This is a genomic window from Nocardia altamirensis NBRC 108246 (genome assembly GCF_001612685.1).
Taxonomy (GTDB): domain Bacteria; phylum Actinomycetota; class Actinomycetes; order Mycobacteriales; family Mycobacteriaceae; genus Nocardia; species Nocardia altamirensis.
In genome coordinates this window covers 73,810-88,313 of the sequence record NZ_BDAY01000042.1, presented here as the reverse complement: position 1 = coordinate 88,313, position 14,504 = coordinate 73,810, and the positions used below count along the sequence as shown (strand labels likewise).

12 protein-coding genes and 1 riboswitch are annotated in these 14,504 nt (G+C 67.7%); of the genes, 9 read left to right on the top strand and 3 right to left on the bottom strand.

Annotation, left to right across the window (positions count from 1 at the left end):
- Positions 1–28: 28 nt before the first annotated feature.
- Complete coding sequence (locus tag NA11_RS22530; RefSeq protein ID WP_069163946.1) at positions 29–622, bottom strand: SACE_7040 family transcriptional regulator; 594 nt, start codon at positions 620–622, stop codon at positions 29–31.
- 145 nt (positions 623–767) lie between these two features.
- Between NA11_RS22530 and NA11_RS22525 the strand changes: the two genes are divergently transcribed.
- From NA11_RS22525 to NA11_RS22500, 6 genes are read left to right on the top strand one after another with little or no spacing between them, the layout of a single operon-like run.
- Positions 768–2,366, top strand: coding sequence for a carboxyl transferase domain-containing protein (locus NA11_RS22525; RefSeq protein WP_069163945.1), 1,599 nt, complete (start codon positions 768–770; stop codon positions 2,364–2,366).
- Between the two features lie 5 nt (positions 2,367–2,371).
- Positions 2,372–4,417 carry an acetyl-CoA carboxylase biotin carboxylase subunit gene (locus tag NA11_RS22520; protein ID WP_069163967.1) on the top strand — a complete coding sequence of 682 codons (2,046 nt, stop codon included), beginning with the start codon at positions 2,372–2,374 and terminating at the stop codon, positions 4,415–4,417.
- Positions 4,414–5,574 (top strand): acyl-CoA dehydrogenase family protein, encoded by a 1,161-nt coding sequence (locus tag NA11_RS22515; protein ID WP_069163944.1) that lies wholly within the window; start codon positions 4,414–4,416, stop codon positions 5,572–5,574. Before NA11_RS22520 ends, NA11_RS22515 begins: the two co-directional genes overlap by 4 nt.
- Positions 5,571–6,071: a MaoC family dehydratase gene (locus tag NA11_RS22510; RefSeq protein WP_167837706.1), complete on the top strand. Its 501-nt coding sequence runs from the start codon at positions 5,571–5,573 to the stop codon at positions 6,069–6,071. Before NA11_RS22515 ends, NA11_RS22510 begins: the two co-directional genes overlap by 4 nt.
- A complete protein-coding gene (locus NA11_RS22505; RefSeq protein WP_069163943.1) occupies positions 6,068–6,880 on the top strand; it encodes an HpcH/HpaI aldolase/citrate lyase family protein in 813 nt (270 codons plus the stop codon). Before NA11_RS22510 ends, NA11_RS22505 begins: the two co-directional genes overlap by 4 nt.
- A 30-nt stretch (positions 6,881–6,910) precedes the next feature.
- Positions 6,911–8,860 carry an acetoacetate--CoA ligase gene (locus NA11_RS22500; protein WP_069163942.1) on the top strand — a complete coding sequence of 650 codons (1,950 nt, stop codon included), beginning with the start codon at positions 6,911–6,913 and terminating at the stop codon, positions 8,858–8,860.
- A gap of 52 nt (positions 8,861–8,912) precedes the next feature.
- On the opposite strand, the gene NA11_RS45765 is transcribed toward NA11_RS22500, so the two are convergent.
- A complete protein-coding gene (locus tag NA11_RS45765; protein WP_167837705.1) occupies positions 8,913–9,089 on the bottom strand; it encodes a hypothetical protein in 177 nt (58 codons plus the stop codon).
- Positions 9,090–9,383: 294 nt separating this feature from the next.
- A riboswitch (M-box (ykoK) riboswitch) is annotated at positions 9,384–9,554 on the bottom strand.
- 131 nt (positions 9,555–9,685) lie between these two features.
- On the opposite strand from NA11_RS45765, the gene NA11_RS22490 reads away from it, so the two are divergent.
- The 3 genes from NA11_RS22490 (at position 9,686) to NA11_RS22480 (ending at position 13,869) form a co-directional block, all read left to right on the top strand.
- Positions 9,686–11,026 carry a cytochrome P450 gene (locus tag NA11_RS22490; protein ID WP_069163940.1) on the top strand — a complete coding sequence of 447 codons (1,341 nt, stop codon included), beginning with the start codon at positions 9,686–9,688 and terminating at the stop codon, positions 11,024–11,026.
- A gap of 183 nt (positions 11,027–11,209) precedes the next feature.
- Positions 11,210–12,454, top strand: a complete 1,245-nt coding sequence (locus tag NA11_RS22485; protein ID WP_069163939.1) for a TetR/AcrR family transcriptional regulator — start codon at positions 11,210–11,212, stop codon at positions 12,452–12,454.
- Positions 12,455–12,645: 191 nt separating this feature from the next.
- The gene (locus tag NA11_RS22480) at positions 12,646–13,869 is read left to right on the top strand and encodes a TetR/AcrR family transcriptional regulator (RefSeq protein WP_069163938.1); all 1,224 of its coding nucleotides are present in this window, start codon (positions 12,646–12,648) and stop codon (positions 13,867–13,869) included.
- Here the strand turns inward: NA11_RS22480 and NA11_RS22475 are convergent, their stop codons facing one another.
- The gene (locus tag NA11_RS22475) at positions 13,870–14,502 is read right to left on the bottom strand and encodes an Rv1363c family protein (protein ID WP_069163937.1); all 633 of its coding nucleotides are present in this window, start codon (positions 14,500–14,502) and stop codon (positions 13,870–13,872) included.
- Positions 14,503–14,504 lie beyond the last annotated feature (2 nt).

Genomic DNA, 14,504 nt, shown 5'->3' with positions numbered 1-14,504 from the left:
CAAGCACCCGACCGCCGGCGACGGGCGGCTAACCCAAGGCACTCAACGCCATTCGACGCAGGACAGGCCTGGCACGAGTGGCGGTCGCCTTCGTCGCGCTGTGCGGCGTCGAGTTGATCAGGCCGAACGCGGCGTGGGCCTGTACCCGCGCCGTCTCCTCGGGTAGCCCGGGGTGCAGTTCGCGCAGCACCTCGACCCAGATCTCCACATACTGGCGCTGGGTGCGGCGCAGCTCGCGCCGTGCGGCGGTCGGCACGTTCTCGAGGTCCCGATCCTGGATCCGAATGAGCTCGGGATCCCCGAGCGCGAAGTCGAGGTGGAAATCGACGAGCGCGCCGAGCGCCTCCTGCGCCGACGTCGTGCTGGCCACCACGTCCTTGCCGCCGTCGAGCAGCCGCTGGCTGACCCCGACGAGCAGCTCGACAAGCAACGCCTCTTTGTTGGGGAAGTGGCGGTAGACGGCGGGACCGCTGATGCCGACGGCGGCGCCGAGGTCGTCCAGGCGCATGCCGAGGAATCCCCGGTCGGCGATGAGCCGGGCGCCCGCGTCGAGGAGTTGCTGCCTTCGCTGCGCCTTCAGCTGTTCGCGGCGGGTGAGCGTGCCGTTGTCGATGCTGGTCACACGCGCTCCTTTCGCCCTACCTGGACATCTCGGTTAACCAAGATTAACCTGAATCCCAGTTATCGGTGACTAACTGGCCCACCCGCCACCCGACCACCACCCCTCATCGAGTCGCTTCGCGACGCTGGACCGTCAGGATCACCTCATGACCGTTACCGAAGAGGCCGTCGACAACCGAGCCGCCCACAAGGCGCTGGTGGACGACCTGAGCGCCAGGCTGACCGCCGCCGCGCTCGGCGGACCCGCGAAGGCGCGGGACCGCCACGTCGCACGCGGCAAGCTGCTGCCGCGGCAACGGGTCGACCAGTTGCTCGACCCTGGCAGCCCGTTCCTCGAGCTCTCCCCGCTCGCCGCGACCGGGATGTACGGCGACGACTCCCCCGGCGCCGGGATCATCACCGGGATCGGCCGGGTCTCCGGCCGCGAATGCGTGATCGTGGCGAACGATGCCACGGTCAAGGGCGGCACCTACTACCCGATGACGGTGAAGAAGCATCTGCGCGCGCAGGAGATCGCGCTGCAGAATCAGCTGCCCTGCGTGTATCTCGTCGATTCCGGCGGCGCCTACCTGCCAGAGCAGGACGAGGTGTTCCCGGACCGCGAGCACTTCGGGCGGATCTTCTACAACCAGGCGACCATGAGCGCCAAGGGAATTCCGCAGATCGCCGCGGTGCTCGGCTCGTGCACCGCGGGCGGCGCGTACGTGCCTGCGATGAGCGACGAGGCGGTGATCGTGCGCAATCAGGGCACGATCTTCCTCGGCGGCCCGCCGCTGGTGAAGGCGGCGACCGGCGAAGTGGTCACCGCGGAGGAGCTCGGCGGCGGCGAATTGCATTCGCGCGTCTCGGGTGTCACCGATCATCTGGCCGAGGACGACCAGGACGCGTTGCGCATCGTGCGCCGCATCGTCGCCACCCTCGGCCCGCGCCCGGCGAGCCCGTGGGCCATCCGGCCGACGGTGGCACCCGCCGCACCGACCGACGAGTTGTATGACGTGGTCCCGGTCGACCTGCGCAGCCCGTACGACGTCCGCGAGGTGATCAGCCGCGTTGTCGACGGTGATCCGCAGGCGGACAGCGGCTTCCACGAGTTCAAGGCCGAATACGGCAAGACGCTGGTGACCGGTTTCGCGCATATCCACGGTCATCCGGTCGGCATCGTCGCGAACAACGGCGTGCTGTTCAGCGAATCCGCCATGAAGGGCGCGCATTTCATCGAGCTGTGCGACAAGCGCAAGATCCCGCTGCTGTTCCTGCAGAACATCACCGGTTTCATGGTCGGGCGCGATTACGAGGCGGGCGGCATCGCCAAGCACGGCGCCAAGATGGTCACCGCGGTCGCCTGCGCGCGGGTGCCGAAGCTGACCGTGGTGATCGGCGGCTCGTACGGCGCGGGCAACTACTCGATGTGCGGGCGCGCGTATTCGCCACGCTTCCTGTGGATGTGGCCCAACGCGAGGATCTCGGTGATGGGCGGCGAGCAGGCCGCGTCCGTCCTGTCGACGGTGCGCGGTGACCAGCTCGACAGCTCCGGTCAGCCGTGGTCGCCCGCGGAGGAAGAGGCGTTCAAGGCCCCCATCCGCGAGCAGTACGAAAGCCAAGGCAATCCCTACTATTCGACCGCCCGGCTCTGGGACGACGGCGTGATCGACCCCGCGGACACGAGAACCGTCCTCGGACTTGCCCTTTCGGTGTGCGCCCAGGCGCCGCTCGAACCCGTTTCCTACGGCGTTTTCCGGATGTGACTGCGATGCTGAACAAATCTCATCCCGTCGGTTTCGACACCATCCTCGTGGCCAATCGCGGCGAGATCGCGGTCCGGGTCATCAAGACCTTGCGCGCCATGGGGATTCGCTCGGTCGCGGTCTACAGCGACGCGGACGCCGACGCCAGGCACGTGCACGAGGCCGACACTGCGGTGCGGTTGGGTCCGGCCTCGGCCCGCGAAAGCTACCTCGACATCGACAAGGTCGTCGCCGCGGCCGTGCGCACCGGCGCCCATGGCGTGCATCCCGGGTACGGATTCCTGTCCGAGAACGCCGCGTTCGCCGCCGCGCTCGATGCCGCGGGCATCGCCTTCCTCGGCCCGCCTGCCAAGGCGATCGAGGTGATGGGCGACAAGATCGCGGCGAAGAACACCGTGTCCGCCTTCAATGTCCCGGTCGTGCCTGGCATCGCCAGGCCCGGCCTGACCGATGCCGACCTGATCGCCGCGGCGGCCGAGGTCGGTTACCCGGTGCTGGTCAAGCCCTCCGCCGGTGGTGGCGGCAAGGGCATGCGGCTGGTCGACGACCCGGCTCACCTGCCGGAGGCGCTGGTCAGCGCCCGCCGCGAGGCCGCGTCCGCGTTCGGCGACGACACCCTGTTCCTTGAGCGCTTCGTCACCCGGCCGCGGCACATCGAGGTCCAGGTCCTCGCCGACCGGTTCGGCAACGTCCTGCATCTCGGCGAACGCGAATGCAGCCTGCAACGCAGGCATCAGAAGGTCATCGAGGAGGCGCCGTCGCCGCTGCTCGACGCGGCGACGCGGGCCAAGATCGGCGCGGCCGCCTGCAATACCGCGCGCAGCGTCGACTATGTCGGCGCGGGCACCGTCGAGTTCATCGTCTCCGCCGACCGGCCCGACGAGTTCTTCTTCATGGAGATGAATACCCGGCTGCAGGTGGAACATCCGGTCACCGAGTTGGTGACCGGCGTTGACCTGGTGGAGTGCCAGGTCAGGGTCGCGGCCGGACAGAAGCTCGGCGTGCAGCAGCACGAGATCCGGATGATCGGGCATGCCATCGAGGCCAGGGTGTATGCCGAGGATCCTGGTCGCGGCTTCCTGCCCACCGGCGGCACGGTGCTCGACCTGTCCGAGCCGGACGGGGTCGGGGTCAGGGTCGATTCCGGGCTGCGCGTCGGCACGGTGGTCGGCAGCGACTACGACCCGATGCTGTCCAAGGTGATCGCGCACGGCGCCGACCGGACCGCGGCGATCGCGAAACTCGATCGGGCACTTGGCGATACCGTGCTGCTCGGGGTGACCAGCAATATCGAGTTCCTGCGCTTCCTGCTCGCCGACCCGGATGTCGCGGCGGGACAGCTGGATACCGGGCTGCTGGATCGCCGGGTCGCCGACTTCCACCCGACCTCGGTGGGTGAGGACGCATTTCTGGCCGCGGCCGCCTACCGATGGCTGCGCCGCTGGGCCGCGGCAGCGGCCGACCCGTGGCAGGCGCCGTCCGGCTGGCGGATCGGCGATGCCGCACCGACCTCGCTCCGGCTCGCCGGCGGAGACCGGGTCGAGCAGGTGTCCGTCACCGGCACGCCGGACGCCGCGACAGCACGCGTCGGAACAGGCGAATCCGTGGCTGTCACTGCGGCTTTCGCCGACGGCGTGCTGACGCTGACGCTGGACGGCCTGCGCCGCGAGTACCGCGTTGCCGAAGACGACGGCCAGATCTGGCTGGCCGGTCCGTCGGGCAGCGCCGTGCTGCGTGAAATGGCGGAGGCGGGCGGGCGCGGCGTCGCCGAGCACGTCGGCGACGCCGAAATCCGCAGCCCCATGCCTGGTTCGGTGATCGCGGTGCCGATCGAAACCGGCACGACCGTCGCCGCGGGCGCGCCGATCGTCATCGTCGAGGCGATGAAGATGGAGCACTCGCTCACCGCACCCGTCGCGGGCACCGTCGAGATCCTGGTGACACCCGGCACACAAGTACGTCTCGACCAGGTACTCGCCCGCATCACCGTGCCTGCCGATCCACCGGCCACCGACCCGAACTCCACTGAGCCAGAAGGAAACCCAGCATGACCGACTTCCTGTCCACCGGCACCCTGCCGGAGGAATACCGCGATCTCGCCATGACGGTGCGAGACTTCGCGCGGTCGGTGGTCGCTCCGGTGGCCGCCGAACACGACGCCAACCACACCTTCCCCTACGAGGTCGTCTCGGGCATGGCCGACATGGGCCTGTTCGGCCTGCCGTTCCCGGAGGAATACGGCGGCATGGGCGGCGACTACTTCGCGCTGTGCCTCGCCCTCGAAGAGCTCGGCAAGATCGACCAGAGCGTGGCGATCACCCTGGAAGCCGGTGTCTCCCTCGGTGCGATGCCGATCTACCGGTTCGGCAGCGACAAGCAGAAGCAGGAATGGTTGCCGCAGTTGACCAGTGGCCGTTCGCTCGCCGCGTTCGGGCTCACCGAGCCCGGCGCGGGCAGCGACGCGGGCGGCACCAGGACCACCGCGGTGGTCGACAGCGGCGACTGGATCATCAACGGCAGCAAGCAGTTCATCACCAACTCGGGCACCGACATCACCCGCCTGGTGACGGTCACCGCGGTGACAGGGCAGACCGGCGACAAGAAGGAAATCTCCACCATCCTGGTGCCCACCGACACACCGGGCTTCGTCGCCGAGCCCGCCTACAACAAGGTCGGCTGGAACGCCTCGGACACCCATCCGCTGAGCTTCACCGATGTCAGGGTGCCTGAGGAGAACCTGCTCGGCGAACGTGGCCGCGGCTACGCCAACTTCCTGCGCATCCTGGACGAGGGCCGCATCGCGATCGCGGCGCTCTCGGTCGGCGCGGCGCAAGGCTGTGTCGACGAGAGCGTGCGCTACGCCAAGGAACGCGAGGCCTTCGGCCAGGCCATCGGCCGCAACCAAGCCATCGCGTTCAAGATCGGTCGGATGGAGGCACGCGCCCACACTGCCCGTACCGCCTACTATGACGCTGCGGCACTGATGCTGGCGGGCAAGCCGTTCAAGAAGCAGGCGTCCATCGCCAAGCTGGTGTCCAGCGAGGCGGCCATGGACAACGCGCGCGACGCCACCCAGATCTTCGGCGGCTACGGCTTCATGAACGAATACCCGGTGGCCCGGCACTATCGGGACAGCAAGATCCTCGAAATCGGTGAGGGCACAACGGAGGTGCAGTTGATGCTGATCGGACGGGAGCTCGGGCTGTGAACGAGACGACGAATCTGCGCAGGGTTGTGCAGACCGGCATGTGGTTCGAGGAGCTCGAGACCGGCGTGCTCTACGAGCACCGGCCAGGCCGCACCATGACCGAGACCGACAACGTGCTGTTCAGCACCCTCACCATGAATCCGCAAGGGCTGCACATCGATGCGGCCTACAGCGACGCCCAGGAGCCGTTCCATCAGCGCCTGGTCAACTCGCTGTTCACCCTCGGAACCATGGTCGGCCTCGCGGTGGCGCACCTGACCCAGGGCACCACGGTCGCCAATCTCGGCTTCTCCGAGGTGAAGTTCCCCGCCCCGCTGTTCCACGGTGACACCGTTTACGCCGAGACCGAGGTGCTCGACAAGCGAGTGTCGAAGAGCAGGCCTGGCGAGGGCATCGTCACCTTCCGCCACACCGCCCGCAACCAGCACGGCGTTGTCGTCGCGGTCGCCGTGCGCAACGCGATGATCCGGCTACGACCCACCGCCGAGCCGTCATGACGTGGGAGGTGCCAGGCCCCGCCTGGCTGTTCTGCCCGGCCGATCGGCCCGAACGCTACGAAAAGGCCGCCGCGGCAGCGGATGTGGTGATCCTCGACCTCGAGGACGGCGTTGCCGCCGGCGACAAGGCGGCCGCCCGCAAGGCATTGGTCGAGACACCGTTGGATCCCGAGACCACCGTGGTCCGGATCAACGCCGTCGGCACCGACGAGCACCCGCTCGACCTCGCCGCGCTGGCCGACACCAGGTATCGGCGCATCATGCTGCCGAAATGTGAATCCGCGGAAGAGCTCTCGGCGCTGGCCGAGTACGAGGTGATTGCACTGATCGAGTCGCCGCTCGGCGCGCTCGCCGTCGGCCGAGCGGCCATGGCGCGCAACGCGATCGGCGTGATGTGGGGCGCCGAGGATCTCATCGCCGGGCTCGGCGGCAACTCCAGCAGGCACGACGACGGCAGCTATCGCGATGTCGCGCGCCATGTTCGGTCGACCACGCTGCTTGCGGCCAAGGCGTACGGCAAGTTCGCGCTCGACTCGGTCTATCTGAACATCAAGGATCTCGAGGGCCTGCACGCCGAAGCGCTGGACGCCGTCGCCAGCGGCTTCGACGCGAAGGTCGCCATCCACCCGAGCCAGGTCCCGGTCATCCGCACGGCCTACGCACCGTCGGCGACCGAGGTGGACTGGGCAAGGCGGGTGCTCGACGAGGTACCCCGGCATCGTGGCGTGTTCGCATTCGAGGGTCGCATGGTCGACGCCCCCGTGCTGCGCCATGCCGAGCAGATCGTGCGGCGCGCCGACCGCGCCTGACCACCAGTTCGAACAGCCAGGAGGAACACGGTGCAACCACAATGGGTGCCGACCGAAGCGGATATCGCGCAGGCACGCATCACCGATTTCGCGACGTTCGTCGAGGCGCGCACCGGGGTTGCCGCGCCGGACTACCGCACGCTGTGGCAGTGGTCCGTCGATGATCTCGCCGGTTTCTGGCGTGCGGTCTGGGACTACTTCGAGCTGGGCGAGGTCGCCGGCGAGGTCATCTCCAGCATGGAAATGCCAGGCGCGCAATGGTTTCCCGGCACGCGGCTGAACTACGTCGATCAGGTGATCCGGCAGTTCCGGACCGACCGGCCCGCGATCCTCGCGATCGCCGAGGACGCACCGATCCGCGAGGTGTCCTGGGCCGAATTGATCGACGACACCGCGGCATTGGCGCGCACCCTGCGCGCCCTCGGCGTCCGGCCCGGCGATCGGGTGGCCGGATACCTGCCCAACATTCCGGAGGCGGTGGTCGCGTTCCTGGCGACCGCGAGCATCGGCGCCGTCTGGAGCGCGTGCGGCCAGGACTACTCGCCCAAGGCCGCGCTGGATCGGCTCGGCCAGCTGGAACCCACGGTGCTGATCACCGCCGACGGGTACCGCTTCGGCGGCAAGGCGCACGACAAGCGCGCCGATATCGCCGCACTGCAAGCCGGTTTCGCCGGTCTCAGCGGCACGATCGTCGTCTCGCAGCTCGGACTGGAGGTCGCCGACGCCACGTTGTGGCGCGACGCGATCGCCACCGACGAGGCGGCTCCCGCGGTGATCACCACGGAGCCGGTCGATTTCGATCATCCGCTGTGGATCGTGTTCTCCTCCGGCACCACCGGGTTGCCGAAGGGCATCGTGCACGGCCACGGCGGCGTGCTGCTGGAACACCTCAAAGCCGTTGCGCTGCAATCCGATATCGGTGCCGACGACACCTTCTTCTGGTACACCAGCCCGAGCTGGATGATGTGGAACTTCCAGATCGCCGGCCTGCTGGTCGGCGCGACCATCGTCTGCTACGACGGCAGTCCCACCTATCCGGCGCCGGATGCGTTGTGGCGCATCGCCGCCGAGACGAAGACCACCGTGCTCGGCACCAGCCCCGGCTACGTGCTCGCCTGCATCAAAGCGGGCGCGGTGCCGCGTGCCGAACACGATCTGTCCGCACTGCGCACCGTCGGCATCACCGGGGCGTCGTTGCCGACCTCGTCGGCGGTGTGGCTCGGGGCGAACACCGGTGAGCACGTGCAGGTCAACTCGATCAGCGGTGGCACCGATGTGGTTTCGGCCTTTATCGGTGGGGCGCCTACCGTCCCGGCCTGGCCTGGTGAGCTTTCCACGCGCTTCCTCGGCGCGGCACTCGACGCCTTCGACGCTGCGGGACAGCCGGTGCGGGACGAAGTCGGCGAGCTCGTCATCACCAAGCCCATGCCGTCCATGCCGGTCCGCTTCTGGAACGATCCCGACGGAAAGCGGTATCACGACGCCTATTTCGACATGTACGCAGGCATCTGGCGGCACGGCGACTGGATCACCATCACCGAGCGGGACACCGTCGTTGTCCACGGCCGCTCCGACTCGACGCTCAACCGACACGGCATCCGGATGGGCAGCGCCGACATCTACCAGTCCGTCGAGCGCCTCCCCGAGATCGCCGAGGCCCTGGTCATCGGCGCCGAGCAACCCGACGGCGGCTACTGGATGCCACTGTTCATCGTGCTCGCCCCCGGCGCCGAACTCACCGACGACCTGAAAACCAGGATCAACACCACCATCCGCACCGAGGTGTCGCCACGGCACGTCCCCGACGAAATCCTCGTCGCCCCAGGCATTCCGCACACCCGCACCGGCAAGAAGCTCGAAGTGCCCATCAAAAAACTCTTCCAGGGCGCCGATCCCGCCCGCGTCGTCGAACGCAGCGCGGTCGACAACCCGGACCTCCTCGACTGGTACGCCACCATCCGGCCCGCCACTGCCCCGTGAAAAAGCCTGGTCATCCCCGGTGGTACCGACGGGGATGACCAGGCAACCACCACTACCGGTAGTAGGAATGGCCGCCCATGGAGGCGGTGAAGATGGCGGCCCTTGCCGCGCGCGCCGCGACGAGATTGCGGCGCTCGTCGGGGGTCAGCCGGTACCTGGCCATGGTGCGACGGGCCGAATAGACGAGTCCTGGCCACAGCGGCAGTTCCCGCGGAAATGCGAACGTCATGATGAACTCCTTTCGGAAGGCCCACCACCACAACCGTTTTCAGGCACAACAAACACCAGCGACCGCACCGCGTGTTGACACGGAATGCCGATGGCGCAGGATCGGTTCTGGTTCAGTCGCCGCAACGGCGGCAGCGGGCCGAGAGCAAGAGGGATGCGAAATCGCTACTCGGATAAGGACTATCGCCGGATTCCATCGACCCTCACCTCCTCGCTGCCGAGACGCACGGGCGCGTCGCCGATACCTGGTGCCGGACCACGCTTGGCAGGGGAACGCCACGGCCGGAACGGCCGGGCGGCACCCCTCTCGTCAGAGCTTCGGCACTGCACGACGTATCCCGAGACCGGGAAGCCACCTGGGATCGCCCCTTAATCCGAAGCGATCTGTCCTGATCCTGGGCGTCTCTCGACGTCGTCGGATCAGTGGCCTGTGTTCGCGCAGGAGCCTCGCCTAGCGAGGTGCTGACCGACCCAGGATGGCCGCTCCGGCGGATCCCGTCAAGTGCGGTTGAAAAGCGACCGCGTCATAGACCTTGCCGCGTGTATCTCCTAGCGTGGTAGGCAACAGGCTTCGTCTTACCCAGGGGAGGTGGCATCGTGGCCGCACAGGACGTCCGAGCCCAGTCCGAGGTCACCGCCTATCCACCGGGCCCTCGGCTGCCCGCGCTCCTGCAAGGCGCCTGGTACCAGCTCAACCGTCAGCGGTTCATCTCCGCAAACGCCCGCCGCTACGGTGACGTGTTCACGCTGCGGGTACCGCCGTTCGCGGACAACGCCGTGGTGTTCTCTCGTCCCGAACACATCAAGGAGATCTACGCGGGCAACCCGCGCGACATGCACGCGGGCGAGGGCAACCAGATCCTCGGCACCATCATGGGCCAGCACTCGCTGCTGCTCACCGACGAGGACGAGCACGCGCGGGCGCGGCGGCTGCTCATGCCCGCCTTCAACGGCTCGGCGTTGCGCGGCTATCGCGACCTGGTCGCCGAGATCGCGATAGCCGAGATCGACCGTTGGACAACGGGTTCCACGCTGGTCACGCTCGACCGGATGAACGCGCTCACCCTCGAGGTGATCACCCAGGTGGTGTTCGGCGTCACCGACGCGAAGACCCGTGCCGAGCTGACGCCACGACTGAAGCGCATCGTGCACCTCAACCCGCTGGTGTTCCTCGGCTTCCAGTCGGCCCTGCTTGCCCGTTTCGGCCCGTGGAAGCGGTTCGCCGACAACCTGCACGAGCTCGACGCCCTCCTCTACGCCGAGATCGCGGGTCGGCGGCGCGCGCCGGACCTGGCCGAACGCACCGACGTGCTATCCACACTCCTGCACGCGGGCACCGGCGACGATCATGATCCGCCGCTCACCGACGCCGAGCTGCGCGACCAGCTCATCACCCTGCTGCTCGCCGGTCACGAGACAACCGCCTCCGCGCTGTCCTGGGCGCTGTACGAGATCGCCGCGCATCCGGCGATCCAAGCCGAGGCGTACGACGCAGCGCGCAACGGCGACGAGAAGTACCTCGAAGCCGTGCTGAAAGAGGCGATGCGCCTGCACGTCATCATCAACGGCACGAACCGAAAACTGACCAGGGACATGACAATCGGCGGCAGGCGACTGCCCGCAGGTACGGTGGTGAACACCTCGATCCTGCTCGCGCATCGCAATCCCGACAGTCATCCCGATGCCGGCGCCTTCCGCCCGGATCGGTTCCTCACCGGTGAGGTGGCCCCGAACACCTGGTTCCCTTTCGGCGGCGGCGTCCGGCGCTGCATCGGTGCGGGCTTCTCCCTCATGGAGGGCACCGCGGTGCTGCGCGAAATCCTGGTGCGGCACACACTTTCGCTGCCGGAAGGGGCGAAGCCCGAACAACCGAAGACGCGCAACATCACCACCGTTCCACGCGGAAAGGCGCGACTGGTCCTCACTCCGCGTCCGTGACCAAAGGTCGGCACGGCACGGGATTGTGACGGCCCGCACAGCGGTCACCCACGGGATCGGCCAGCGACGTCCGGCACATTTCGGCGCGCCCCGCGCTGAGCGAACCGGGTCTGGACCGAGCCCGTCCGGCTCAGCCCCGAGCCGTGGCCGTTCCCATCAGCGCTGATCAGTACGATGTCCGATATGAGTGTCGACAATCGCCGTACGGCGCGGAAGGCGAGCAGCGGCGACTCGGCACCGCGAGAGATCCGGCGCAGGCCGAAGAATCGGCGGGCACAGATCGCCGCGGCCTCGGCGGCCGCGTTCGGCGCACTCGGCTATCACGGCGTGAGCATGGAGGACATCGCCTCCGGGCTCGGCATCAGTTCGGCGGCGCTGTACCGGCATTATCCGAGCAAGTACGCGCTGTTCCGCGAGGAACTGCTGCGGGTCGGCCGGGCCATGACCGAGGCGGTAGAGCTGCCCGCGGCGGCCGCGGACTGGCCACCCGAGCGGCGGCTGCGCCAGGTGATCGACGCGCTCATCGCCGTCACGATCGAGAATCGCGCGACCATCACCCTGGTGCGCTGGGAGGGCCGCTACCTCGAGCCCGACGACCTCAGGACACTCGAGGATCAGCAACTCGGCGTGCTCGACGCCTTCGGCAGCCAACTCGCCGGGCTCAGGCCGGAACTCACCGAGGACGATGTCCGGGTGCTGCGACTTTCGCTGCTCAGCACGATCACCAGCATCTCCGACCACCACGCCAATCTGCCGGCCAAACCCCTTGCCCACCTGTTGAGTTCGGCGTGCCAGTCGATCATCGAGGCCGAGCTGCCCGCGGAGCAGCCTGCCGAGCCGCTGCAGGTGGTCGAGATCCCGGATTCGTTCAAACACGAACTGCTGCTGCGCAAAGCGGTGGAGCTGTTCCACGAACGCGGCTACCCGAACGTCAGCGTGGAGGATATCGCCACGGCGGCAGGCCTGTCCGCGGCCTCGGCGGTGTACCGCTTCTACCGCGGCAAGAGCGACCTGCTTGCCGCAGCGTTTCGTCGTGCGGCGGAACGGGTTTCGGGCGCCGTCGGCCCGGCGGTGGCCAGCTCGTCGAGTCCGGAGGGCGCCCTGACGGCGCTGATCGACCAGTACGTCGCGGGCTCGTTCGCCGAGCGCGCCCTCACCTACGTGTATTTCACCGAGTTCCAACATGTTCCGGCCGAGGAACGCACGGTGCTGCGAAACATCCAGCGGCTCAGCGTCGAAGAGTGGGCACGGCTGCTCCGCGAGGTGCGGCCGGAGCTCTCGCCCGCTGAGGCGCGGTTCCTGACGCATGCCGCGTTCGCGTTGGTGGTCGATCTGGGGCGGGCCTTCGACAATCAGCCGATGGCGGCTCAGTGCCGAGTGCGCTTGTTGATGCAACTGGTCTTGTTCGGGCGTCCGGCGGCGGCGTAGCACCCCTGCCGAGCGAACGGCCGGGGCCGGGTACCAACCGGTCGTTTATGTTAAGCAGAATTCCATCTGAGTGAACCAAATATATCGAGGTAACCACGGTAATACTGCTCGAGATGTGATCTTCAAGTCACTTCCCAGCAGAGGTGGTTCAAGCCTCGGTGGCAAGCCCGAGGTTCGGCTAACATCGCGGCATGGGTGCCCAGGATCGCCGGACCGCGAACAAGGCGACCGACGGCACCGCACCGCGGGTGATCCGGCGGCGGCCACGGGATCGGCGAGCCCAGATCGCGGCGGTCTCCGCCGAGGCATTCGGGTCGCTCGGCTATCACGGCGTGAGCATGGAGGACATCGCCTCCCGGCTCGACATCAGCTCGGCCGCGCTGTACCGCCACTATCCGAGCAAGTACGCGTTGTTCCGTGAGGAGGCGCTGCGGCTCGGCGCACTCTCCGAGGCCGCAGTGCTGGACAACGCGAGTTCGGCGCCGTCGGAGACCAGGCTGACCCAGGTCATCGACGCGCTCATCGCGTCATCGATCACGAACCGGCGCAGCGCCGCGCTCCTGCGCTGGCAGCGGCGCTACCTCGACGAGGCCGACACCGCGACCCTGAACAACCAACTGGCGACGGTGAATTCGGCGCTCACGTCGTTGCTCGGCCAGACCCGCCCTGAGCTCGCCGAGGCCGACCTGGCCGTGCTGGCGGCAGCGGTGCTGAGCGTGCTCAGCAGCATCGGCGATCATCATGTGTCGGTCCCGGTCCGTGCATTGCACGCCCTGCTCGGCACCGCGTGCGGCGCGGTGGCCGCCTGCACCCTTCCACCGCCCGTCGATGCCGAAACCGTTGTGGCAAGCGAGATCCCGGAGACGTTCAAGCACGAGCTGCTGCTCGCGCGCGCGATCGAGCTGTTCCACGAACGTGGCTATCCGAACGTCAGCGTGGAGGACATCGCCGCCGCGGCAGGCCTGCCCGGCTCCTCGACGGTCTACCGGTTCTATCGCGGCAAGGGCGATATCCTGGCGGCCGCGTTCCGCCGTGTCGCCGACCGGGTTTCGGCCGCGATCGGCCCTGCCGTCGCCGCCGCGGATTCCCCGGAACAGGCGTTGCGCACGGTGATCGAGCTGTATGTCGCAGGCTCGTTCGCCGAACGCGCGCTGACGTTCGTCTACTACGCCGAGATCAGCAACGTGCCTGCGGACGAACGGACAGTCCTGCGAAACATCCAGCGGCTCAACGTCGAAGAGTGGGCGAAGCTGCTCGTCGGCGCGCGGCCCGAGCTGAGTGCCGCCGAGGCCAGGCTGCTGGTACATGCGGCGCTGGCCCTGGTCGTCGACCTCGGCCAGCGCTTCGGCTCCGACGACCCGACCTGTTCCCGCGAACGGGTCGTGCACCTGATGCGGGTCGTCCTGTTCGGCTGACTACTGCTGCAACGGCGGAGCCAGTGGCGAATTCACCTTGTTCACCAGCCACCGTCCGTCGGCCTTTTCCAAGCGCATCACCATGGACAACTGACCGGGCGCAGGCTTGCCCTGGGTGCCGAGGCTGGTGATGGTCTGCCCGATGACCACGATGGCCTCGGCGGAGTTCTCGTCACCGGTCTTGATCGCACACTGGACGTCGTTCACCTTCGACACCACCGCACCCTGGGTGAGCACCTCGCGCAATTCCTTACTGGTGCTGTCGAATTGCTTCTTCCAATCGCCGGTCGCCCCGGCGAGGACAGCGGCGAAGTAAGTGTCCAGGTTCTTGGCGTCGTAGTCGGCCAAGACCGGAGCGTACTTGCATGCAGCGGCGCGGGCGTCTGCGTTGGCGTCGATGGTGGCTTTGTTGCCCCGGTTCTGGATGTAGAAGAAGACACTCGAAGCAATTGCGGCACAAAGGAGTACGGCAGCCGCTGCCCGGAGAGCGTGCGTCCCGGCGCGGCCGGAAAGCCGTTTGCCTCGCTCGGCCACCGCCGGTTCGACGGTCTCTGCCGAGACAACTTCTGACTCCTTCGCAGAGCTCGCCGGCTCCTCGTGCTGCACGTCGGCAGCACCGTCGTTGTCGGTCATGC